17 protein-coding genes and 1 tRNA gene are annotated in these 24,387 nt (G+C 59.6%); 11 read left to right on the top strand and 7 right to left on the bottom strand.

Features of this window, described 5'->3' with window-relative positions; all coding sequences use genetic code 11:
* Positions 1–3 precede the first annotated feature (3 nt).
* Together H9S92_RS18995 and gltX are read right to left on the bottom strand one after the other, a co-directional pair.
* Positions 4–4,140 carry a DEAD/DEAH box helicase gene (locus H9S92_RS18995; RefSeq protein WP_187468280.1) on the bottom strand — a complete coding sequence of 1,379 codons (4,137 nt, stop codon included), beginning with the start codon at positions 4,138–4,140 and terminating at the stop codon, positions 4–6.
* Between the two features lie 307 nt (positions 4,141–4,447).
* Positions 4,448–5,974 carry a glutamate--tRNA ligase gene (gene gltX / locus H9S92_RS19000; protein WP_187468281.1) on the bottom strand — a complete coding sequence of 509 codons (1,527 nt, stop codon included), beginning with the start codon at positions 5,972–5,974 and terminating at the stop codon, positions 4,448–4,450.
* 342 nt (positions 5,975–6,316) lie between these two features.
* Between gltX and H9S92_RS19005 the strand changes: the two genes are divergently transcribed.
* Positions 6,317–6,985: a polysaccharide deacetylase family protein gene (locus H9S92_RS19005; protein ID WP_187468282.1), complete on the top strand. Its 669-nt coding sequence runs from the start codon at positions 6,317–6,319 to the stop codon at positions 6,983–6,985.
* 63 nt (positions 6,986–7,048) lie between these two features.
* Here the strand turns inward: H9S92_RS19005 and H9S92_RS19010 are convergent, their stop codons facing one another.
* From H9S92_RS19010 to rho, 5 genes are all read right to left on the bottom strand, one after another.
* Positions 7,049–8,251, bottom strand: a complete 1,203-nt coding sequence (locus tag H9S92_RS19010; RefSeq protein ID WP_187468283.1) for a murein hydrolase activator EnvC family protein — start codon at positions 8,249–8,251, stop codon at positions 7,049–7,051.
* A gap of 80 nt (positions 8,252–8,331) precedes the next feature.
* On the bottom strand, positions 8,332–10,938 hold the full coding sequence (locus H9S92_RS19015) for a peptidase associated/transthyretin-like domain-containing protein (RefSeq protein ID WP_187468284.1): 2,607 nt from the start codon (positions 10,936–10,938) through the stop codon (positions 8,332–8,334).
* Positions 10,935–11,708 carry a GLPGLI family protein gene (locus H9S92_RS19020; RefSeq protein WP_187468285.1) on the bottom strand — a complete coding sequence of 258 codons (774 nt, stop codon included), beginning with the start codon at positions 11,706–11,708 and terminating at the stop codon, positions 10,935–10,937. Before H9S92_RS19020 ends, H9S92_RS19015 begins: the two co-directional genes overlap by 4 nt.
* A 182-nt stretch (positions 11,709–11,890) precedes the next feature.
* Entirely contained in the window at positions 11,891–12,535 is a 645-nt protein-coding gene (locus H9S92_RS19025; RefSeq protein ID WP_187468286.1) for an MBL fold metallo-hydrolase, read from the bottom strand.
* Between the two features lie 154 nt (positions 12,536–12,689).
* Positions 12,690–14,768, bottom strand: a complete 2,079-nt coding sequence (gene rho, locus H9S92_RS19030) for a transcription termination factor Rho (RefSeq protein WP_187468287.1) — start codon at positions 14,766–14,768, stop codon at positions 12,690–12,692.
* 515 nt (positions 14,769–15,283) lie between these two features.
* Here rho and serS point away from each other — a divergent pair.
* From serS to H9S92_RS19080, 10 genes are all read left to right on the top strand, one after another.
* Positions 15,284–16,564 carry a serine--tRNA ligase gene (serS, locus tag H9S92_RS19035; protein WP_187468288.1) on the top strand — a complete coding sequence of 427 codons (1,281 nt, stop codon included), beginning with the start codon at positions 15,284–15,286 and terminating at the stop codon, positions 16,562–16,564.
* Between the two features lie 80 nt (positions 16,565–16,644).
* The gene (locus H9S92_RS19040; protein ID WP_187468289.1) at positions 16,645–17,343 is read left to right on the top strand and encodes a zinc metallopeptidase; all 699 of its coding nucleotides are present in this window, start codon (positions 16,645–16,647) and stop codon (positions 17,341–17,343) included.
* Positions 17,344–17,510: 167 nt separating this feature from the next.
* Positions 17,511–18,074, top strand: coding sequence for a ribosome recycling factor (gene frr, locus H9S92_RS19045; protein WP_187468290.1), 564 nt, complete (start codon positions 17,511–17,513; stop codon positions 18,072–18,074).
* A 3-nt stretch (positions 18,075–18,077) separates the two neighbouring features.
* Complete coding sequence (gene fdhD / locus H9S92_RS19050; protein ID WP_264757994.1) at positions 18,078–18,914, top strand: formate dehydrogenase accessory sulfurtransferase FdhD; 837 nt, start codon at positions 18,078–18,080, stop codon at positions 18,912–18,914.
* Positions 18,915–19,010: 96 nt separating this feature from the next.
* Positions 19,011–19,092: transfer RNA gene (locus H9S92_RS19055), tRNA-Leu, on the top strand.
* A 229-nt stretch (positions 19,093–19,321) separates the two neighbouring features.
* Positions 19,322–20,686, top strand: a complete 1,365-nt coding sequence (locus H9S92_RS19060; RefSeq protein WP_187468292.1) for a trigger factor — start codon at positions 19,322–19,324, stop codon at positions 20,684–20,686.
* Between the two features lie 111 nt (positions 20,687–20,797).
* Positions 20,798–21,493, top strand: a complete 696-nt coding sequence (locus H9S92_RS19065; protein ID WP_187468293.1) for a ClpP family protease — start codon at positions 20,798–20,800, stop codon at positions 21,491–21,493.
* A gap of 210 nt (positions 21,494–21,703) precedes the next feature.
* Positions 21,704–22,978: an ATP-dependent Clp protease ATP-binding subunit ClpX gene (gene clpX / locus H9S92_RS19070; protein WP_187468478.1), complete on the top strand. Its 1,275-nt coding sequence runs from the start codon at positions 21,704–21,706 to the stop codon at positions 22,976–22,978.
* 56 nt (positions 22,979–23,034) lie between these two features.
* Positions 23,035–23,685 (top strand): pyridoxamine 5'-phosphate oxidase, encoded by a 651-nt coding sequence (gene pdxH / locus H9S92_RS19075; protein ID WP_187468294.1) that lies wholly within the window; start codon positions 23,035–23,037, stop codon positions 23,683–23,685.
* A gap of 91 nt (positions 23,686–23,776) precedes the next feature.
* Positions 23,777–24,277: a C40 family peptidase gene (locus H9S92_RS19080; protein ID WP_187468295.1), complete on the top strand. Its 501-nt coding sequence runs from the start codon at positions 23,777–23,779 to the stop codon at positions 24,275–24,277.
* Positions 24,278–24,387 lie beyond the last annotated feature (110 nt).

Genomic DNA, 24,387 nt, shown 5'->3' on the forward strand with positions numbered 1-24,387 from the left:
CGTTTAACCAAATTTGATCAGGTCCAGCAGGTCTTCGGCCGTCAGGCTCGCGCTCTGTTCGGTGCCCGCGAGTAAGCTATCGGCCAGGTCGCGTTTTTCGTTGTGGAGCTGGACGATCTTTTCCTCGATCGTGTTTTCGCTGACGAAGCGGTACACCGTCACCGGCCGCTGCTGCCCGATGCGGTGGGCACGGTCGCTGGCCTGGTCTTCCACCGCCGGGTTCCACCAGGGATCGAGGTGAATGACGTAGTCGGCCGCCGTCAGCGTCAGGCCCGTTCCTCCCGCCTTCAGGCTGATGAGGAACACGTCCCCTTCACCCCGTTGGAAGGCCTGCACCGCCTCTTCGCGCTTCGCGCCGGGCGTGCTGCCGTCCAGGTACTGGTAGGGGATGCCCTGGGAAATGACCCATTCTTCAACGAGCTTCAGGTGGCGCACGAACTGGGAGAAAATCAGCGCTTTGTGGCCACTGGCCCGCAGCTCTACGATCGTTTCTGCCAGCAATTCCAACTTGCTGGAGCCGATGTTCACCGAGGCGTCTACCATCTGGGGGTGGCAAGCGGCCTGGCGGAGTTTCATCAGCTGAGCCAGGATCTGGAAGCGGCGGTTTGGGCCGTCGCTTTCGTCGATTTGCTCCAAGGCCCGTTGCCGCAGCGCTTCGTAAAAGGCCCGTTCGGCCGGAGAGAGCTCGACGGTGAGGGTAACCTCCGTTTTGGGCGGTAGTTCTTCCAGCACCTCCTCTTTTCGCCGCCGCAAGATGAAGGGCTGAATCAGCCGCCGCAGCTGCTGCCGCCGTTCGTTGTCGTTGTTCTTCGTGATCGGTACCGTATACTTTTCGTTGAAGCGCTGGAAGCTGCCCAGCAGCCCGGGGTTGAGGAACTGAAAGAGGTTCCACAGTTCCCCCAGGTGGTTCTCAATCGGCGTACCCGTGGTGGCTACCCGCAAATCAGCCTGCAGGCTCATGGCTACCTGGCTGCGTTTCGTGCCCCGGTTTTTAATGGCTTGGGCTTCGTCCAGAATGATGGTGCCGAAGTGCTTGGCCGCCAGCGCCTCCCCTTCGAAGGGCAACAGGCCGTAACTGACCACCAGCATATCCCAAGGCCCTACCGATTCGATGATTTCCTGGCGGTCTCCCGTGCCCAGCAAGACGGGGTTCAGGGTCGGGGCAAACTTGGCAGCCTCGCGCACCCAGTTGCGGGTCACGGAAGCCGGAGCAATCACCAGGGCTGGCCCCGTCTCCGCCCGCGCCTGGAGCATCGCCAGGGCCTGGATGGTCTTGCCCAGTCCCATATCGTCGGCCAGGCAAGCGCCCACGCCCCAGTCGGCCAGCCGCATCAGCCACCGGAATCCGTCGAGCTGGTAAGGCCGCAACTCCGCCCGGAAGGTAGAAGGCACCCGCGCCAGGTTTTGCCCCACACTTTGGATGCGGTTCAGGCTCTCGCGCCAACTCACGTCGGCTTCGAAGCTGGCCAGTTGGTCGGCCACGTCGTCCAGAATACCCGCCGCCAGCGGGTGCAGCTGCAAGCCGTTTTCCCCGGGGCTCAGCAGGCCTTCCATCTCGCGCAGTTTGCGCCGGAGGTTTTCCGTCAGGGCAACGTACTGCCCTTCGCTGAGCTGGATGAATTTGCTCTGGTCGTTGTCGCCGATCTTTTCCATCAGCTCGCGGAAGTTGATGACCTGGTGGTCATCCACCGCCAGTTCACCTTCCACATCAAACCAGCCCGCTTTTTCTTTGACGCCCAGGCTGAGGTCACCAAAATCAACACTGCCCACCAGGCGGATGCGCTCCCCGCGCGGGTGCTCCAGTACAATGCGGTTCAGGGCCTTGAGCGGTTGCAATTCCAGCAGGATGCTGAGGCAGTGTTCCACCTCGTCCACCTGCCACTCGTAGTCGCGGTGAATAATCTGTTGCAAAGTCGGGCATTCCAGAATAAGGCCCTCGGCCAGTTCGATTTCCCGCGCCAGGTTGCGTTCGGCCAGGCGGCGCTGTCCGTCTTTTTCCCCGATGACCTTGTGCCGGCCCCGGCCGGGCTTGAAGTACTGGTCCTCGTCGGGGAGGGGCTTGACGAAGAACTCCAGCTTAAAGGTATCGCCCACGGGGAGGAGGTGAACGTAGGTCCGCTGGTCGGCCTTTGCCTCGTCCACGTCGTCAATCACGCCGTTCAGCGTGCTCTGCACTTCAACGATCTTACTCAGGTTCCGGCTCACCTCCTGCAAGCGGTGGCGGGCCCGCTTCGGGATTTCCAGTCCGCTACCAATCTGGCGGTGGATGTTATCGTGCGCCTCGTTGACTTCAATGAGTTGGTAGCGCGTTGGGGTTTCTTTGACGACCTGCACGCCCGTACCTTTAAACTCCTGCGCGAAGCGCAGGTACAAGCGGGTTTCGCCTTCCTCAATCAACAATTGGGGGTTGCGCCGCACGAGGTCGACGCTGATCGATGCGTTTTCCAGCAGGTAGAGGTGGGGGTGCCCCACCAGCGCCATCAGGGCGTCTTCGTAGCGGATCTCGTAGTGGCCGTTGGGGTGGTATTTGCTGAAGTCTTCGTCGATGGTCTGTGCCACACTTACGTCCTGGGGCGTCATCCCTTCTACCTCACCGTGTTTCACCCGCTTGAGGGCAACTTTGCGGCCTTTAGACCAGGCCCCGCCTTTGCTGAGCGTCTGCTCCCGGGGCTCGAGTTCCTTTTTTTCAAAGTCCACAAACCACACAAAACGGGCGGTTTTCTTGGCTTTTTTCTCGGCCCGCTGGTCGGGCGCACCCATGGTGGCCAACACTTCCAGGGCCCGTTCCCAGGGCTCGATGCGGGGCATGGCGTCGGCCAGGGAGATGATCCGCAGCTCTTCGCTCAGGGTGCCGGCGCGCTGGGCAAAAGCCGTGCGGGCGGCCTCCAGCGGATGGCGGGTGGCCAGCACGCGGGTCAGTTCCATTTCCACCCAGCGGTAGCCGTTGGTTTGTGCCCGGTCGCGCAGGCGGTCCAGTTCCTCCAGGTAGGCTTCGTCGACGGGGGCGGTAGAGCTATCGGTCCACATCCGGTACAGGGCCTGGAAGGTAATGGTAAAGGCGTTGTTGTCCACCCGCGCCAGTCCCTGATCGGCGATGTACTGGGCCGTTTCGTCGTTGCGCAGGTAGGCAAAGAGGGAGCGTAAGACCAGGAAGGTGCCCCCCAGGCGCAGGTTTTGCGTGGGCTCCACGTTGTCCAGGTGCTGCCCGATGCCCTCCGCACTTTTGACGCCGCCGGAGCGGAGCAGGGAAAGCAGATAGAGGTAGCCCGCCAGGTGCGCCGGGTATTTCCCGTCGTTGCTCAGGGCGTAGCCCTTGCGGACGGTCTCGATCAGGGCCTGGGCCCCGTCGTCATCGTCCCGCAGCACGTGATAAATCAAGTGGTTGGCCGCCTGCCGCCATTCGTCGGTTTCCAGGTCGGCCCAGAGTTGCAGGCGGCTCCAGGCACCCTGCAAAACGAAAGCTTCGATGAGCAAATCGCGCAGCGGACCCGCCTTAGGCCCCCGGATGTTTTCGTACTGTTCCAGGAATTCCACCAGCGGGCCAAGGGGTTCGAGCCGGAGGAGGGCACGGCGGAAGGCGTTGCGGACGCTGATCTCCTGCCAGGCGGGCAACAACGTTTCCACCCAGCGGGGATCAAAATCGCCAAACAAAGGTTGGATAAAGGTACCAGCCCGCACCTGGTCGGGATAAAAAGTTTCGGCCTCGCGCTGTAATCGCTCGAAATTGCTTTCGTGCTGGAGGTAAAACTCGATGCGGATTTCCCGCATCAGGGCGCGGGGGCTGGAGGGCTGCCAGTAGGTCTTGTAGGGCAGTTCCCGCCGGATTTCGTTCAGCAGGTAGCTGAAGTCGGGCCGCCGGCTGGCCAGCCGCATGATCGATTCACTATGGGCCGCAGCAATGCGCCAGGTGCGGTCGTCGTGGCGGTCCACCAGCTTACTCTCGTGGAGTTTATGGACAATTTGCTCCGTCGCCGCGTGCGTAAAGCGGGGTTCCCCCACCGGCGGCTGCAGGCCAATCTTATTGAGCAGGCGCGAGAGGTCCAGTACGGAGCGCTCTTCGTACACGGCACTTAGGGCTATGGCGACGTCGCGTTCCGTGGCATTCAGGCTCGTCCAGATCTCGCGAAAAACTCCGTTCATTCACTTGGGGTTAACCCTTCCTAAAGGCGCGAGGCAAAGCATTAGTTGTCTTATACCCCGTTTTTTTTCCTTACCTCACTGGGCGCGGCCGCAGGTGCAGGGTGGAAGAACAAAATAGCAAGGTCAAGCCAGGCCCAGGCCTTCGCCGCGAAAGCAAAGGGTGATTTTATCCAGAAAAGGATTTTAGCCGGACGATGCGTCCCAAGCTGCTTAGGCCATCCATCCAACGTCAATCATCAAACATCAAATATCTGACATCAAACATCTGACATCAAACATCTGACATCAAACATCTAAAGCCCGGAATTTACTGGATGCCATTGAAGGCACTGATGCCCACACGCAACCGCCGGACGCTCTCTTCCTGGCCGATGACGGCCAGCATGCCAAAGGCGTCGGGCCCCTGGGTGCTGCCACTGGCGGCGATGCGGAGGATGGGCAAGACGCCCCCGAAACCGAGGCCGTGCCGATCCATAAAGGCTACCGTGGCGGCTTTGATGGAAGTGGCCGTCCAGTCGGGCAATTGCTCCAGCTCCACCGCCAAAACTTCGAAAGTGGGGGCCTGGGCGGGGTTCCACTTCTTGCGGATCGTGGCCTCTTCGTATTGCCGGGGTGCAAGGACAAAATACTGGCCCTGGTGGAAAAAATCGGGCAGTTCGTGGACCCGCTCCTTGAGCAAACCCGCGATGGCCGTGGCCTTTTCCAGGGGGATGGGGTGGCCGTGCTGGGCAAATACATCGGCGACCAAAGGGGCCAGTTCCGCATCCGCCGTAGCGATCAGGTACTGCTGGTTAAACCACTGCCCTTTTTCGATGTCGAAGCGGGCCCCACTCTTGTTGATCCGATCGAGGGAAAAGACGGCGGCCAGTTCCTCCAGCGAGAAAATCTCCTGCTCCGTGCCGGGGTTCCAGCCCAGGAAGGCAATGAAATTCACCAGGGCGCCCGGCAGGAAACCACTTTCGCGGAAGCCGGCGAAGACCTCGTTCTTTTCCCGGTCGTGCCACTCCAGCGGGAAGACGGGGAAGCCGAGGTCGGCACCCTTGCGTTTGCTGAGTTTGCCTTTGCCGTTGGGGTTGAGCAACAGGGGCAGGTGGGCAAAGACGGGCGGCTGCCAACCGAAGGCGCGGTAGAGCAAGACGTGCAACGGCGTGCTGGAAAGCCACTCCTCCCCGCGGATGACGTGGGTGATTTCCATCAGGTGGTCATCCACGACGTTGGCCAGGTGGTAGGTGGGCAGACCATCGGCTTTGAGAATGACCTGGTCGCCGAGTTCGGCCGACTGAAAACTGACCTCTTCCCGCACCACATCCGTAAAGGTCACGGTTTCTCCGGCATCGATGCGGAAGCGAACGACGTAGGGGGTGCCAGCGGCCAGCAGGGCTTCGGTTTCGGCGGCGGGCAGCGTCAGGCTGTTGCGCATCTGCCCGCGGGTGCTGGCGTCGTAGCGGAAGTTGTGGTTGCCAGCTGCCATTTCGGCGTCGCGGCGGGCGTCCAACTCTTCCTCGGTATCGAAGGCGTAGTAGGCGCTGCCGTTATCGAGTAACATTTGAACGTGGCGCTGGTAGATGTCGCGCCGCTCACTTTGGCGGTACGGACCGTAATTACCGCCTTTTTGGGGACTTTCGTCGGGGACGATGCCGCACCACTCCAGGGCCTGGACGATGTATGCTTCGGCACCTTCTACGTAGCGTTTTTGGTCGGTATCTTCGATGCGGAGCAGGAAAGTACCCCCGTGCCGCCGTGCCAGCAGATAGTTGTAGAGTGCCGTACGCAACCCCCCGATGTGGAGGGCGCCAGTAGGGGAGGGAGCAAATCGTACCCGGGGCTGTATCATGGTATTGTAATTAAGCGGACAGGCTAACGAAAAATAATTGATCGGCAAGCAGCGATTTTAACCAATAAAACGTTGTCTTTGAAAATGGTCCGTTGGTCAGCAAGGCCACAAAGGTAGTGGAATCCGATTTGCAATCGTCGGGGGACACTAACAAAATGGTTTACTGACGGATTTACAACGGATCACCTTTCGCCGGAAGTTTCATGGGCCGGCCACACGCTTTTCATTTATTCATTACAGATCGCACTAGGGGTACCCACCGTTTTCGGTCGGAAGGCAACTTTCGTGTCCGCAAACACCATTAAACGCACAATCATTTACCTCCCTTAGATATCCCCGAACATGTACTTAGTTAAAACACCGAGAGTCATTCAGAAACTCTTCCCCAACTTCCACTGGAAAATTGCTGGTGCCGAAGCCCCGGTAATCTATTTCACTTTTGACGATGGCCCCATTCCGCAGGTGACCCCCTGGGTGCTGGAGCAACTGGCGGCCTACGATGCCAAAGCCACTTTCTTCTGCGTGGGCAACAACGCCCGCCGCTACCCCGAACTGATGACGGCTACCCTCGCCGCCGGCCACAGTGTGGGCAACCACACGATGCGCCACCTCGACGGTTGGAAGTCTGAGAACGTTCCCTACTTCCACGACGTGCGCCACTGCGCCCTCCAGGTGAAGAGTTCCCTCTTCCGGCCGCCCTACGGACGGCTCAAGCCCAGCCAGGCCCAGTTCCTCCAGCGCCACTACGAAATTGTGATGTGGGACGTCCTCTCCGGCGATTTCGACGCCGAACTGACGCCCGAAGACTGCTTCCAGAATGTAGTCCGCAACGCCGAATCGGGCAGCATCGTCGTTTTCCACGATAGCCTCAAGGCGGAAGACAAGCTGCGCGATATCCTGCCCCGCCTGCTGGCCCACTACGCCGCCCTCGGCTACCGCTTCGAAGCGCTCACGCCCGCGCTCCTCCAACGCCCCGCTGCCGTTGCGCTTCCGCAACTGCTGACGGTGTAAAAGACCTCAATGCTAATTTGGTGTTACGGCCACGTCTTCCAGTGAGGGAGCGCGTGGCCGTTTTTATTTACCCAGCCAAACTTCGGGGTCGAGGGGCTTTTTGCCTTTCCAGAGTTCGAAGTGGAGCGGGTCTCCCGTGGCGCTGGTGAGGCCGAGTTGGTCGCCCGCCTGCACGGTAGCGCCAACGTTCACCCGAGGGTGTTCCAGGTTGGAATAGACGGTGTAGTAGTTGCCGTGGCGGATCATGACAACGCTGCGCAGGCCGGGGACGTCGCGCACGCTGATGACCTCGCCCGCAAAGATGGCTTCGACGGAAGCGCTGGGGCCACCGGCAATGTCGATGCCACTGTTTTCGATCCTCACGGAGGGTACTTCCGGGTGGGGCTGGGTGCCGAAGGGCCTGATGATCTCGCCGCGTACCGGCCAGCCCAGGCGACCGATCCGGCTGCTGATGGTGGCTCCCGGTGGGGCCTTGGCGGGAATCAGGTTGCCGGTTTTGCGGCGTTCGCGGGCTTTTTCTTCCTCCTGGGCGATGGACGCGCTGATGGCCGCGCGGATTTCCCGCTGGAGCTCGGCGCTTTGTTCCTTTTGTTTTTTGATCTTGGCCAGCAGGGCCCGCTCGCTGGAGGAGAGCTGGCTGACGATCTGGTCCTGGATGGTGAGTTCCTGGCGCAGGGTAGCGTCCTGGTCTTCGGCGGCGAACAGGAGGGAGTCTTGGGTGATGCGTTGTTCGGCCAGCGCAGCGATTTGCCGTTCGAGGCTCTCGCGGGTGCGCAGCATCAGGTCGCCCTGCCGGCGGCGGTAGTTGCGGTACTGCCGGAGGTACACCGCCCGGCGGAAAGCATCGTTGAAGCCCCGCGCACTCAGCAGGAAGGCGAGCCAACCCCGACTCAGTTGGGCCCGGTACGCAGAGCGCAGGGCCTGGCCGTATTCTTCGCCCATGCGCGCCAGGTCGATGTTGAGGGCCTCCACTACGCCCGAATCCCGGCGCATGCGAACGGCGTTGCGGGCCACTTCCTCACGCAGGGTTTCGACCAGAGCGGTACGCTGATCGATTTGCTGGCGCAGCAGCGAGGCCTGGCCGACGGCAGCGCCCCGGCGGGCCTGGGTGGCGCGGAGCGTGCGGTTGGTTTCCTCCAGTTCCTTCAGGATGCTCTGGCGCTTGGCCTTGAGCTCTTCGGCGGACTGGCCTTGCAGCGGTCCGCCAACCAGCAGCAGGATACTGAGGAGGAGGAGAAGGCCGCAAAGACGTTTGGCTCGTTGCAAAGTGGTTACCGCTGGTGCAGAATAAAGGCTAAGGTACGGATTTGCCGGGCTTGCATTTCCAGCGGCCCCCACGGAAAACTTCACAGGCTCCAATCTAAACTCAACAAGAAGAACCTCCCCAAAGCCGGCACCCGGTTTTCGAACACAAAAATATCGTTTACCGACTGGGTGACGAAAGCCGAACGGTTGGTGAGGTTGTAGATGCGGAGCCCCAACACCGCTTCCTGGTCTTTCCACTGCATCCTGCGTTCAGCGCCCAAAAATGCTGCGGCTAACTGGTTGCGCTCGCCTTCCCGGTAGTTGGCAGTTTGGCTCAGGCCGGTGTATAGCCGCCCTTTTGCGAAGGTGTAGAGGAGTTGGGCCTCGGTATTCCAATTGGTGAAAAACCGTGATTCGCCCAATAAGCGGTTGACGCTCAAAAGGCTGTTGCCCTTCAGCCGCAGACGGGGAAATAGCAAAATACCACCCTCAAGGTTCGCCGTGTTGCGCCAGTATCGAAAGGCCAAAGTCTGTTCCGCCACCCCCAAATCTACCGCGCTGTAGCCACTGGATACGCGCAAGGCATAGTCCGTTTTCAGCGGCAATACAAAGATGCTGTAGCGGGCTTCCAGGCCCACGGCGCTGTTGCTGCCTCCGAATTGCCAACTCGACACCAAAACATCACCCGCAAAATCAGTAGTAGCATTGGCCTGGTTCTTAGCACGGTTGGCGTAGCCAGAAAAGCGCCAGCTGCTCAAATTGCGGTCGTTGCGCAGGGTGTAGCTGATCCGGCCGTTGAAATAGGTCCCCACCTCCGGGGCCGGTCCGCCCCGGACTATCTGGAATGGATCGGGGAAATAGACGGTGGTAAGCAACAAATTGGCCAAGGTGGGGTAATTCCGGCCCGCCCGCAGGTTGACACTCAAGCGCCGCCCCAGCCGGGCCTCGCGGTCGAAACCCAAGGAGAAATTGCTGGTCGTAGTGGGCAAGTCAGGGAAGGCGGCGTAGTTGTTGATCCGCAGGCTCGTCCCCAGCCGCAATTCCGTACGGTCGCGGAAACTGTACTGGAGGGCGAGGGAAGGCGACCAGTACGTATTGCTCAAGTCTTCCAGGCTCAGTTGCTCCTTTCCCGCAGTAAGCTGGAAGGTGCTCAGTAGGTCCCCCTTTTTCCAAAGGATGCGGGCGGTGGCGTAGTCCCTGCGCTGCCGTCCGTCAATCCGCTGCTCAACGCGGGTGTTTTCCCGAAGCGAGAAATAATTTGCCAGGGCAGGGTTTACGATCGTAGCAAAATAGTCCTGGGTCGTGGTGCCACTGGCTATTTCGGCTTGGGCAACCAGGTTGGGCCGGAGTTCCCGGCTGCCCAGCATTCGGAAAGTCGCGGTTTCTTCCCCGTCGCTCGCCATCGAGGATACTACTTCGTTATCATTTACGGTCCGCTCTTGAACGTCTGCGGCTGCGCGGTGCAGGCCGGTGAAAAGCTGGAGCGAAGTTTTCTGGTTGGGCGCGAGGTACTTCAGTTCCAGCTCCCCAGTGTAGTTTTTTTGCTCCCGTTGCAGCTGTCTTTCCAGCTGAAGGTCGTAGCGGGTGTCGTCGGCCACGTAATCCTGCCGATCGAGCAATTCCTGTTCCCGGGCCTTGCGGTAGCCGGTGAGGTTAGCGTTCAGGGTCCAGCTTTTTGCCAAGGCCGATTCGTGGCGCAGGGTGCCAAATGCGGTGCGCCCATTGTCCGTGTACTCCCGCCGCAGCCCGGCTTCGCTGAAGGGAGTTGGGGAAATCAGGGTGAGTTTTTCCGTCGCTGGCCGACGAAGGTCGCTGGCGGAGCGGTCGGCGTAATTCGCGTTGGCGGAGCCGTAGCCGAAATCGTTACCGACATTATCCAAATCGCCAATGAATATGCTTTTGTGGATGCGGTCGATGCGGTAAAGGCTCGCGTATGCGCTGTATTTTGCCCCGTCGCCGTAGCCTCCACCGGCAATGACGTTGCCCGCCAGTACGGACTTTACTGCTTCCTCCAGCTTGAGGTTCAGCACCACCGCCTGGGAGTTGTTGACGGAGCGGAGAACGGGGTTATCCTGGTACCGATCAATTACTTCGACCCGGCCAATATCCCGGGCGTTCAGGTTTTTGGAGCCCAGCTGGTAGTCGGCACCGAAAAGGTCGGAGCCTTCTACTAAAATGCGGTGCAGTGGTTTGCCGAATACTTCAATGGAGCCGTCGCTTTTCACTTCCACGCCGGGCAGTTTGCGCAGCACCTCCTCAATTTTGCGGTCGGTGCTGTCCCGGAAATCACGAACATTAAAAGTGGTGGTATCCGTTTTGGCCGTCACGGGTGCGCGGGCACCGCGCACGACGACGTCGGGCAGCTCATTTTTTGCTTTGCTCAGGCGTACGATGACGGCGCTTTCTTGGGGCAAATCCAGCAGCAAGGTGTCGGTTTGCATCCCCAGTGAGCGGCTGCGCAATTCTACGCGCCGCCGGCCCTTCGTGTCCAGTTGGAAAAGGCCCGCAGCATCGGTCAGAGCAAACAAAAGAATGCTATCCCGGCCGGGCGGGTGCAGCGTGATACTGGCAAAGGGCAGGGGAACTTGGTTTTCGTCCGTTAGGGTTCCCCGTAAAACATTTTGCTCAAGGGCATGCTCCGTTTGGGCGCGGACGCAGGTGCTGGCGAACAGGACAAGGAGCAGAGGAAGAAGGCCGGAAAGTTTCAATAGCCCCGTTTTGCTTTGTAGTCGCGGATGATGGTCCACTTGTCTTTTTCAATGGTGAGGTCGGAGGGTTCTGGGCTTTGCGTTGCGGTGTATTCCGAATTGGACATGGCTTCTACCTTCAAAAGTTGGGCAATCACCCGCTTTTCGAGTTCCTCCATATCGATAGCTTCCCCATTACTTGGGGGAACGATCAGAGTCTCTTTACCAGGGTCTTTGGCATAAGATAGGAAAGTGTATTTCACCATCCCATCGTCGGAGGCCGCCTCCAAGATCATTCCCGGAAGGCCTCCCAAGCGGTGTGGGCCAAAGGGTAAAGGAATTTCTGGCGTAAACCAGGCGGTATAGTGGCGATTGCCATAAATACCCCGGGCTTCGTAAGTTTTCAGGTCGCCAATTGCTTTTTCCTTCCCAGTGACATCCCACGTAATTTCCGCAACGGGTTCCGTAAGAATAAAATAATTGTCTCCACGAGCGCCATTGGTGACTTTGAAAACTTGTTTCCTTTCAGCCAGATTCGTGTAGACGGGCATTTTCTCCACGTCCCCCCGGATGTAGTAGGACGGTACGGGGTCGCCAGGCCCGTAGACGGATTTGGCGGGCCAGTCGGGGTGCAGATAAATGGCTTTGTCTTGGGTAAAGTGCAGAGCGGTGATGCCACTCCGGCCTTTGCCATCGAGCGTCAGGATCGTCGCTTCGTATTCTATCGTGGCCGTTTGACCAGCGAGGGCTACGCTGAAAAGGCAAAGGAATATTAGAGAGATTCTGCGCATTTCGGGAGGTGTTAATAAAACGTGACAGCTGTCAGGAAAAACGTGGTAAAGGCAAATGTTGGATACCAACCAACTCTCGATATCATAATCGACTAAAGCAGAAGAACGCTGCTTATTCACCCAAGTCTAGGCAACTAACGATTACACTTTGCGCGCTGTTGCCCATTAATCGCAGCACCCCCCTACCCCAAAAAAGGGTTACTCCGCTTCTCCTCCCCAATCGTCGTGCTGCCCCCGTGGCCCGGCCAAACGACGGTAGCGGCAGGCAAAGGCAGTAAGTTGACCATAATGGAGCCAATCAAGGTATCGTAGTCGCCGCCGGGCAGGTCCGTCCGGCCAATGCTGCCCTGGAAAAGGACGTCGCCCGCAATGACGTAGCCATCCTCGGCATTGTAAAAGCAAATGCTCCCCGGCGAGTGGCCCGGGCAGAACAATACCCGAAAAGTGGCCGACCCGAGCGCAATCTCTTCGCCTTCCGCAATGAAGTAGCTCGCCTTGGGCGAGGGCGTCATCGGCGGCAGGCCGTAATGATCAATCACCACCGGAACCATCTCCAGAACGGGTACTTCGAGTTCGTGCATCCCCAACTCCAGGCCGTAAGTGCTGGCCACAAAGGCGTTGCCAAAAACGTGGTCGAGGTGGCAGTGGGTATTGATCAGCCGGACGGGCCGGAGTTCATAATCGCTAATCACCTTGACGAGTTTGCGCTCCTCCGCCGGCGTACTACAACCGGGGTCGAAGATGATCGCATCGCGGGTGGCTTCGTCGTATACCACGTAGGTGTTTTCCTGGAAGGCGTTGAAGGTGAGGGGGAGTACTTTGGTCACGGCAAACGGTTTTGGAAAGGGTAAAGGTAAACGCTGGGCATTTCTCCGGGCGAATGCTTCGCCCCCGCCCCAAGCAGCGCACCAGCAAAAAAAAATCCCCGGAGACGATGGCTTTCGTTCCGGGGATTTTTTCAGTTTGCTGCCGAGGCGCAGCTTAAGAATTCATCGAAGCGATGAACTCGGCGTTGTTGCGGGTGGATTGCATGTGGCGCATGAGGAACTGGAAGGCCTCCTCGGGCTTCATGTCGGCCAGGTGGTTGCGGAGGACGAACATGCGCTGGAGGACGTCGCGCTCCAGCAACAGGTCGTCGCGGCGGGTGCTCGACTTGGTAAAGTCGATGCTGGGGTACATCCGTTTGTTGGCCAGGAAGCGGTCGAGCTGAAGCTCCATGTTGCCGGTTCCTTTGAACTCTTCGAAGATGACCTGGTCCATTTTCGATCCCGTATCGATCAGGGCCGTAGCCAGGATCGTGAGGGAACCGCCACCATCGATGTTGCGGGCGGCACCGAAAAATTTCTTGGGCTTTTGCAGGGCGTTGGCTTCCACACCGCCGGAGAGCACTTTACCGCTGCTGGGCTGGACGGTATTGTAGGCACGGGCCAGGCGGGTAATGGAGTCGAGCAGGATGCAAACGTCGTGGCCGGATTCCACCAATCGCTTGGCTTTTTCGAGCACTACGCTGGCCACGCGAACGTGGTTGTCGGCCGGCTCATCGAAGGTGGAGCTGACCACTTCGGCCTTCACACTGCGCTTCATGTCGGTTACTTCCTCGGGGCGTTCATCGACCAGCAGGACGATGAGGTAGGTCTCGGGGTGGTTCTGGGCAATGGCGTTAGCCACATCCTTTAATAGGAAGGTTTTACCCGATTTGGGTTGGGCGACGATGAGACCGCGCTGTCCTTTGCCGATGGGCGTAAACAGGTCGATGAGGCGCATGCCGTAGTCTTTGCCATCGGGACGGCCGGAGAGGGTGAACTTTTCGGTCGGGAATTGGGCCGTCAGGTAATCGAAGGGTACCCGGTCGCGGATGTCTTTCGGATCAAGACCATTGATTTTTTCTACTTCCAGGAGGGCGAAGTACTTCTCGCCTTCTTTGGGCGGTTTGACGGGGCCGCGCACGGTATCGCCCGTGCGCAAACCGTACTGCTTGACCTGCTGGGGGCTCAGGTAGACGTCGTCCGGGCTGGTCAGGTAGTTGTAGTCCGAGGAACGGAGGAATCCGTAGCCATCGGGCATCATTTCGAGGATGCCGGTGCAGGAGATGATGCCGTCGAGTTTGAACTCAGGCACGCGGGGTGGCGGGGTGCGGCCCTGGAGGCGGTCACCCCGTCCAGGACGCTCTTCGCCGGGGGGCACGCGCTCTTCGCGGTTGCTGCGGGGGCGATCGTCAGCGGGTGGAGTGGTCCGCTCTTCGCGGTTGCCCCGGCCCCGGTCTTCGTAGCGACCGCGTACGCCAGCGCGTTCTTCGCCGCGTTCGTCGTAGCGGCCCCGGCGTTCGTAGCGGTCGTAGCGCGACTCCGTACCGCCGCCGTCGTTGGCTTCGTCGTTGCCCTGGCGGCCACGTACGCGGCCTTCGGGGTTGGCTTCGTCGTTGCCCTGGCGGCCACGTACGCGTCCTTCGGGATTGGCTTCGTCGTTACCCTGGCGGCCACGTACGCGGCCTTCGGGGTTGGCCTCGTCGCTACCCTGGCGGCCCCGGGTGCGGCCTTCGGAGGCCCCATCGTCGTTGTTGCGTTCGCCGCGACGGCTGTTGCGGTCGCCGGTGGGCTCAGTGGCTTTGCCCGCATCGTGGTTACGGCCGGGGTTGGGCTTGGCGGCGTTGCTCTCCGGGGCGCTGCGGTTCTCGCGACTTTCGCGGGCGGAGCGGCGGCCCCGGCCGGGTTGTTCAGTGGGTTGTTCTTCCGCTTCTTTTCTGGCGCGGGCGGAGCGACGGCCCCGGGAGGGCTGCTCATCCTCGTCTTTCTTGGCAGCGGGGGCAGCGTTGGCTTTTTCTTTTTTCTCGTTGTCTCCCTTAGCGGCGTCGGCAATGGCGCGGCGATTGGGAACCCGGTCGGTATCGGACGCGGTGGCAGGCTCGTTGGCACTGGCGGTACCCCGTACGGCCTGCTGGTCGAGGATCTTTAAGATCAGCTCTTGCTTATTAAATTTTTTGAAGGACGGAACGTCCATGCTTTCGGCCAGGTCCCGGAGTTCAGGGACCAACATGGCCTTGAGTTGCGCGATGCTTAACATTAATCGTGAATACTGTGTGGGAAGAATTTGGGGATAGATGCGCAGAAGTCAGGTGCGCGCTGGGTGGGGATTGCTGCTAGTACTTCGGGACGGAATTCCAGAACGGAAAGCGTGAAAAAGATGTCAGGTCCGTAAAAGGCAGCGGGTGTGAGGTTCGTTGACCGGCTAGCAGCAGAAAGGTGCCCATCGGTCTTGCGCGCGGAATCGCTTGCGGGGCAAAAGTAAGGTTTAATTTCTTAATGTGAACAAAAACCTATGTTACCTTTGCACCCGGCTCACGGGGACGTGCTGTTAGCTTAACGTCGGCCCAAGGAAAATTGTTTGCCGCCGGTTCCTGGTTAGCCTATTTAAAGGAGTAGGTTGGGGCTCGCCTTCCCCTGCTCCTAGTCCCTACTCCCCCCTCCGGGGGGCGGGGGGGAGCACCTGCGGCCGCGCCCACTGCTGCTGACCCCGTGCTTTGCCCCTGGGCCACTGTGTTTACTTCACTCGTTTAACCGCCCCACACCTTATCTGCCATGCTCCTTCTCACTACCCTGCGCCAAGAAAAAGCGACCGTGCTGGCTGGCCTGGCCAAGCGCAACCTCTCGAATGCCGAGGCCATCATTGACCGCGTTATTGCCCTGGACGACCGCCGCAAGGAACTGCAAACGGCCAACGATGCCCTGCTGGCCGAAAGGAATAAGCTCTCCGACGAAATCGGCGACCTCTTCAAAAGCGGCCGCAAGGACGAAGCCACCGCCAAGCGCGAGCGCGTCAACGCCATCAAAGACGAGGTGGCCGCCGGGGAAAGCGACTACGCCGCCGTCGTAGCCGAACTGGAAGCCCAGCTCGTACAACTCCCCAACGTGCCCCACGCCCTGGTGCCCGCCGGAAAAGATGCCGAAGACAACGAAGTTTTTCGCCCCCACCCCGGCCCGCTACCGACCCTGGGACCCGACGCCAAGCCCCACTGGGAGCTGGCCACCACCTACGGCATTTTTGACCTCGACCTCGGGGTGCGCACCACTGGCAGCGGCTTCCCCGTCTTCACCGGCCAGGGGGCGCGCCTGGCCCGCAGCCTGGTCAATCTCTTCCTCGACTACAATACCGCCGCCGGCTACACCGAGTACCAGCCCCCCTTGCTCGTCAACGAAGACACCGCCCGCGCCACCGGCCAACTTCCCGATAAGGAAGGGCAGATGTACTACGTCACCCAGGACGATCTCTACCTGATCCCCACCGCCGAGGTACCCCTGACCAACCTCTACCGCGGCGAAATCGTCTCGCCTGAGCAACTGCCCATTCAACTGACGGGCTACACGCCCTGCTTTCGCCGCGAGGCGGGCAGCTACGGGGCCCACGTCCGCGGCCTCAACCGCGTCCACCAGTTCGATAAGGTCGAGATCGTCGAGATCGTCCAACCCGAAACCAGTTACGACCGCCTCCACGCCATGGTCGAGCACGTAGCCGGGCTGCTCACGGCTCTGGGCTTGCCGTTCCGCATCCTGCGGCTCTGCGGCGGAGATATGGGCTTCACCTCGGCAATGACTTTTGATTTTGAAGTGTGGAGCGCCGCCCAGGAACGCTGGCTGGAAGTAAGCTCCGTGTCTAACTTCGAGACCTTCCAGAGCAACCGCCTCAAACTGCGCTACCGCAGCGAAAATGGCATCCAGCTCACCCACACGCTCAATGGCTCGGCCCTGGCCCTGCCCCGCATTATTGCCGCGCTGCTGGAAAACAACCAGACGCCCGCAGGCATTCTTATGCCAGCCATTCTCCAGCCTTACCTGGGTAAGGAAATGCTGCTGCCCGTGTAGGGGGCGTGACTTCCCCGCCGCGCCGCCGTCTCCGATAGTACTACCTTTGGTCTGTTCGTCGACAAAAAAACTCGTACGCCATGTTTTCCGGTCCTTACGCTACCTACATCATCATCACGCTCGTCTTTGCGGGCATCGGCATGCTGGTCAGTAACCGCCTCAAGAGCAAGTTCCGCCACTACGCGCAGGTGCCCATGACCAATGGACTGAGCGGCGCCGAGGTAGCCGCCAAAATGCTCACCGATTACAACATCCGTGACGTGCGCATCGTCATGGGCCAGGGTTTTCTCAGCGACCACTACAACCCCCAAACCAAGACGGTCAGCCTCAGCCCCGAGGTTTTCCAGGGCCGTAGTGTAGCCGCCGCCGCAGTGGCCAGCCACGAGTGTGGCCACGCGGTGCAGCACGCCGAGGCCTACACCTGGCTGACCATGCGCAGCAAGCTGGTGCCCGTCGTACAACTGGCCAGCCGCGCCCAGGGCTTTTTGCTCATGTTTGCCTTTGGCGGCCTGGCCTCGGGCTTTGGCGGCCTGCTCTTTCAAATTACGGTGGTGGCTTTTTTGATCACTACCCTCTTTTCCTTTGTGACCCTGCCCGTGGAGTTCGACGCCAGCAAACGGGCCCTGGCCTGGCTGGATTCGAGCCGCGTTGCCAGCGGAATCCAGCACGAAGGTGCCAAAGACGCCCTGTGGTGGGCGGCCATGACCTACGTGGTGGCCGCACTTTCCGCCCTCACGGTCCTGCTCTGGCTGTTGTTGCAGTCCCAAAGCCGGCGCTAGTACTTTTTTGCCGTACGGCTGGTCTGGGCCCAACGGGGCGCGGCCGCAGGTGCCGGGGGACGCCGCCGCGGGAAAAGCAAGGAACGGCAATCCCGCCGACCAAAATTTCCCACTTCCCACCGTTGAATCTAAAAAACACACAGCATTTAGCTTTTAATAATTTCCCAATGGAAGAACTACTTAGCGATAAACTGGAAGAAGCCAAGATCTTGATGGAAGGTGCCATTGAGCACCTGGAACGCGAACTGCTCAAAGTCCGCACGGGCAAGGCCAGTCCCGCCATGCTCAACGGGCTGATGGTGACCTATTACGGTGCGCCCACCCCCCTCCAGCAAGTAGCCAACATTGCTACGGCCGACTCCCGCACCCTGACCATCCAGCCCTTTGATAAGAACGCCATTGGCGGCATCGAGAAGGCCATTTTTGAGGCCAACCTGGGGGTCACGCCGCAGAACGATGGCCAGCTCATCCGCATCAACATCCCCCCTTTGACCGAAGAGCGCCGCCAACAAATGGCTAAGCAGGTGAAGGCCGAAGGCGAGGACGCTAAGATCACCGTCCGCAACATCCGCCGCGATGCCATGGAGGCCATCAAGAAAGAAGTGAAAAACGGCTACCCCGAAGACGAAGGCAAAACCCGCGAGGAGGAAGTCCAGAGCTGGGTCAATGGCTTCAACAAGAAGATTGACGAGGTGGTGGAGAACAAGACCCGCGAAGTCACCACGCTCTAAGGCTTGGCTTCCGGCGCCGCCCCAGTCACTGTTCACCGTTTCCGTGCTGCCCCGGGTGGGGGTATGGCCCACGACGTGGTGGCCGTCGAAGAACCCCTCCAAATCCGGCTCGACGACGGCAGCGGGGCCCGTGCCCTGGCCGTTACGATGCGGACGCCGGGCCAGGACGAAGCCCTGGCCCTCGGGTTTCTCTTCACCGAAGGCATCATCCCCGGCACCGCAGCCGTTGCCTCCGTGACCTTGGGTGATCCCGCCGACGCAGAAACCCGCAATACCGTTACCGTCGCGCTACACCCTTCTTGCCCCGTAGACTGGCCCCGCCTCCAGCGGCATTCCTACACCAGCAGCAGTTGCGGCGTCTGTGGAAAGGCGGCGTTGGAGCAGGTCTTCCAGGCCCTGCCCTTCGGGGAAATGCCGGGGGATTGGAGGGTGCCCGCCGAGCTCATCTCCGCCCTGCCAAGGCGGCTCCGCGCGGCCCAGGCCCTGTTTGCGGCCACGGGAGGCATCCACGCCGCCGGGCTCTTCGACGCCACGGGCGAATTGCTGCTCCTGGCCGAAGACGTTGGCCGCCACAATGCCCTGGATAAGGTCATCGGACAGTGTCTGCGCCCAGACGAGCTGCCCTTGAGCCAGCGGATTCTCGTGTTAAGTGGCCGCGCCAGCTTCGAATTGTTGCAGAAGGCGGCGATGGCGGGCATCGAATTTGTGGTCTCCGTCGGGGCTCCATCCAGCCTGGCCGTCGCTTTGGCTACCGACCAAGGGATCACCCTCTGCGGCTTCGTGCGCGAAGCGGGCTTTAATTGCTACGCCACTCCGGAGCGCCTGCTGGCTGCCGGGTAGCCAGCAGGCGCTACCCCAAAGACACATTCTCCACCGCGCTATTGTAGCATTTCCACCAAAGCCGTACTTTTGTGCCGCTTTAGCAAGAGCATCATCGCGGGTGTGGTGAAATTGGTATACACGCCAGACTTAGGATCTGGTGCCGCAAGGCGTGAAGGTTCGAGTCCTTTCACCCGCACTTTTTAGGTTTGGTTGGGTTTTTCGTCTGCCCTTCGCGGTCCTCCCGGGGTGGCAGCAAATACCCACTACGCTTTTCACCGTGCTCATCGGGCTTTTCGTCCCGCCTTCCTTTGTCCCACTGCGGCCACGGGAGTGCGGTAACCAAAGCCAGGATCAACGCGAAAACCTTGGCCTGCCCTCGGGTAGGCCTTTTATTTCTGCCCAATTGGGCCCAAGCAAGCGACAATATGCCCCAGGTAAGTTTCGAAAAAACTGGCAACGTAACCGCCCGCATCGCGGTGACCCTCACCCAACAAGAGTTGGAAACCCAGCTCTCGGCGGAATTAAACAAACGGCGCGGTAAGGTAGCCATGAAGGGATTCCGCAAGGGCAAAACCCCCGTGAGTACCCTCCGGAAAATGGTGGGTAACCAGATCCTGGCCGAGATCATCGATAAAGAGGTCCGCAACGCCCTCTTTGGCTACATTGATGAGCACCAGCTGCGCCCCATCTTCAGCCCCCAGCCCATTGACGATGAAGAGAGTGCCGCGATCTCCGCAATGTCCCTGCGCGACCTCAACCTCAATTACGACGTGGCCCTGGAGCCGGAATTTGAGTTGGAACTGCCCACTGAGACTTTTCAGCGCTACGTTTTTGACGCTAACCCCACCTTTGTCGATGAGCAAATCGAAAAAATGCTCAAGCAAGCTGGCGAAGCGGTGAAAATCGAGGACGGTACCGTAGAAGAGAACGACATCCTGGAGGTGACCATCCGGGAAACCGGCCCCGTCGAGGAGCCCATCGTCAACTCCACCAAGATCTACGTTGATTCCCTCACCGAAGACAGCAAGGCCCAGCTCTTGGGCAAGAAGGTGGGAGAGAGCATTGTGTTGAACGATCTGGGCACCCTGGAGAAAAACAGCACCCCCGAGGCCGTAAATCGCTACCTCCTTGCTTTGGCGGTGATCGACACGGACGTGAAGGACAAATCTTTCGAGATCAAAATTGATGAAATCTCCCGCTTGGTCCCCGCCCAACTCAATGAGGACTTCTTCAACAGTTTCGACCCCTCCGGCGAAGTCCAAACGGAAGAGCAACTGCGGGAGCGCATCATCGAGCAACACTCCGAAGGCTTCAACGAGCAAGGGTACCACTTGCTTGATTTTGACCTCCGCAAAGCCATTGTGGAACGCAACAATTTTGAGCTTCCCCTGGAGATGATGGAGGAAATGATCAAAGACGACAAAGACACCTCCCTTGACCTGTTCGAGCGCAGCGTACGCTGGTCTTTGATCCGCACCAAGATCATTGAGCAAAATGATCTCAAGATCGCCTACGAAGACATCAAGGAGGAGGCTACGGGCAATCTCGTACGTATGCTCGGCGGTCGTCGCCCCGATTTCTTGAACGATGATTTCCTCGAGTCTTACGTCGGCAACATGCTCAAAGACGAAAAGCAACGCGAGCAGCTGACCCTCAGCGTCATGGATAAAAAAGTGATGGCTATCCTCCGTGAGAAAATCACGGTGGTCGAAACGCCCCTTTCTGCCGAGGCCTTCAACCAGGCAATTGACGACTTCAACACCGAGCACGGCGCAGCGGAAGAGGAATAGCCTGCGGGCGAAGTTCCTTCCCTTTCTCCAGCCACTCAACCCAAGTGCGGCTGATACGTTTATGGTGTGACGCGTCGAATTCCGACCCGTAAACCCTTCAAGAAATCGCATATGATCCCGCAGGATGAATTCATGAAGTACGCTACCCAGCACATGGGGATGAGTACGATGCACCTCGAAAAATACGCCCAGACCATTGGTGGCATGGCTTCGCCCCAAATCACGGGTTTCTCTCCCAACGTTATTGAGGAACGGCAGATGAACGTTGCCGCCATCGACGTTTTTAGCCGCTTGATGATGGACCGCATCATCTTCATGGGCGTAGCGGTCTCCGACTACGTAGCCAACGTCGTGCAGGCCCAGCTGCTGTTTCTGGAGTCCGTTGACCCCAAGCGCGATGTCCAGATGTTCATCAACAGCCCCGGCGGCAGCGTCATTGCGGGTATGGGTATGTACGACACGATGCAGTACGTGACGCCCGACGTGGCCACCATCTGTACGGGACTGGCTGCTTCGATGGGCTCGGTCTTGCTCGCCGCCGGCGAAAAAGGCAAGCGCTCCATCCTCCCCCACGCCCGGGTGATGATCCACCAGCCCAGCGGTGGCATGCAGGGGCAATTCTCGGATATGGAGATCAACTACCGCCTCATCTCCAAACTCCGCGAAGAACTCTACAACATCCTGGCCGTACACACCGGCCAGACCTTCGAAGCGATCGAAAAAGACAGCGACCGCGACAACTGGATGACCGCCTCCGAAGCCGTTGCCTACGGCCTGGTCGATGAGGTCCTCAATCGGAAGAAGTAAGCTTCCCCCCGGCGGGCACCCGCCCCTTACGGCCCGTCCGATTCCGTCGGCCGGTGGCGAAGCCGCTCATTTTCTGGTACTATTCCGTTCCGGTGCTTCCGTAGGGAGTTCCGGAACGGTAATTTTACGCCCCAAACTTCTTTGTGGAGACTGTGCAAGATTCCGGTTTTCCCACCATGGCCATTCCCGGTCAATAATTATCAACTTATGATGCGAGGTAAAAAACAAGATGTGTTGTGTTCTTTCTGCGGACGCGGCAAGAGCGAGGCCCTGGTCTTGGTAGCTGGCCTGAATGCTCACATTTGCGAAGTGTGTATTGAGCAGGCCCAGGAAATCGTATCCGAAGAACTTTACGGAGGGGTGCCTCCCGAAACCAAGTCCTCCCCGAAAGGAGGCAAAGCCAAAAAGGAATTTCGCCTCCCCAAAAACATCACACCCCGCAAACTCAAAGAGCACCTGGATCACTACGTGATCGGCCAGGACCAAGCCAAAAAGATTATCTGCGTAGCGGTGTACAACCACTACAAGCGCCTTTCTCACCCGCCGACTACCCCCGACGAGGTACAGATTGAGAAAAGCAACCTGCTCTTGGTTGGGCGTACCGGCACCGGCAAAACCCTGCTGGCCAAAACCATCGCCAAATTTCTCGACGTGCCCTTCACCATCGTCGACGCAACGGTATTTACCCAGGCCGGTTACGTAGGGGAAGACGTGGAAAGCATCCTCAGCCGCCTGCTGCAGGTGTGCGACTACGACGTGGCGGCAGCCGAACGTGGCATCGTCTACATCGATGAGATGGATAAAATTGCCCGCAAATCCGATAACCCCAGCATCACCCGCGACGTCAGCGGCGAGGGCGTGCAGCAGGCCATGCTCAAAATGTTGGAAGGTACGGACGTCATGGTGCCCCCCCAGGGCGGCCGCAAACACCCCGAGCAGCAACTCGTGAAGCTCAATACGGAAAATATCCTCTTCATCTGCGGAGGCGCTTTTGATGGCATCGAAAAAGTCATCGCCCGCCGCATGAACAGCAAAGTTATTGGCTTCAACAACAAGGAAAACAGCCGCATCGAAGAGGAAGACCTGCTCAAGTACATCACCCACATCGACGTGCGTCGCTTCGGGATGATCCCCGAACTGATCGGCCGCCTCCCCGTGGTGACTTACCTGAAGCCCCTCGACCTGGAGGCCATGAAGCGGATCCTCACTGAACCCCACAACAGCCTCATCCGCCAGTACCAGCACCTCTTCCTTCTGGAGGGGATCAACCTGACCTTTACCGACGACGTGATCGACTACCTCGCCACCACCGCCCTGGAGTATGAACTCGGGGCCCGGGGATTGCGCTCCATCTGTGAGGCGATCATGACCGACGCCATGTTCGAAATGCCCGGCATGAAAGACATCAAGCACTTCGTCATCGACCGCGAATACGCCAAGTCTAAACTCGACGGTGGAATGCTCGAAATGCTGCGCGCCGCCTAAGGATCCGCTCACCACCCTTTGCGAACACTACGGTTTTGCACTAAAATAACCAGCTTATGGCCATTGATGCCGGAGATTTGCGCGTGGATTACCACGGAGATGAGTTGCTCGAATCCACCGCCCCCGCCAACCCGTTTCAACTTTTTGAGCGCTGGTTTACCGCCGCCCAGGAAAGTGGGTCTCCCGAGCCCAATGCAATGGTATTGGCTACCCTGACGGCCGACGGACGCCCCGCCGCCCGCGTCGTCCTGCTCAAGGAAGCCAACGCCGAAGGCTTCGTTTTTTACACCAATTACGACAGCCGCAAGGGCCAGGAACTCACCGCCTCCCCCCACGCGGCGCTGGTGTTCAACTGGCTGGAGATGCAGCGGCAGGTCCGCATCGAAGGGACCGTAGAACGCGTGCCCGCCGAAGTTTCCACCGCCTACTTCCAGCGCCGCCCCCGCAAGAGCCAACTCGGGGCCCTGGCCAGCCCCCAGAGCCAGGAAATCCCCGGACGGGAATTCCTGGAAACCCGCCTGGCAGAACTTGATGCCCAGTTTGCCGGCCAGGATGAATTGCCCCGGCCCGCCAATTGGGGCGGCTACCTCGTCCGCCCCCAACTCATCGAATTCTGGCAAGGTCGCCGCAGCCGCCTGCACGACCGCCTGGTCTACCGCACCGCAGACGGCACCAACACCTGGAGCCGGACCCGCCTGGCTCCCTGAGCGTTACCAAAAAGTCAATTTCAACTACCTTGCGCATGCTTTCGGCGTTAGCGGGCGTTTTTTGTGCTCAGCGTCCGAACTTCCCTGACCAATGAAAAGCATTGCCCTCCTCCTTTTTTCGGTAGCCGTCCTCCTGTTTTCGGGCTGCGGTATGCTCCGCCCCGGCCTGACCGGCGGCAGTTCCCGCCCGAATCCTACTTCCGCCATTCGGACCGACATTACCACCCACGCCCAGGAACTGCTGGGCACGCGCTACAAGTACGCGGGCAATAAGCCGAGCGAAGGATTTGACTGTTCGGGCTTCGTACGCTACCTCTACCAGAATGCCGGGCTCGACCTGGAGCGGGTGTCTCGCGAGCAGGCCAAACAGGGTCGCCTGGTGCGCCTCGAAGAAGCCCGGCCGGGCGATCTTGTCTTCTTCACCCGTTCCAAAGGCCAGGGTGTTTTCCACGTTTCCCTCGTGGTGATGGCCGCCCCCAACGAGCTGTGGGTCATCCACTCCACCACGAGCCGGGGCGTCATTCGCGAAAACGTCCTCGCTTCCAGCTACTGGCGGCCCAAGATTTACCAGGTGCGGGATGTGCTGAACTGAGGCCCGGCGTGGGCCCTGCCCTTGCTCCTCCAACTTACCGGGCACCTGCGGCCGCGCCCCGGAAACTCAGCGGCCCGTTGTTCCAGCGGGGCAGCCGGGCGCGGCCGCAG

The organism is Neolewinella lacunae (assembly GCF_014349155.1).
Lineage (GTDB): Bacteria > Bacteroidota > Bacteroidia > Chitinophagales > Saprospiraceae > Neolewinella > Neolewinella lacunae.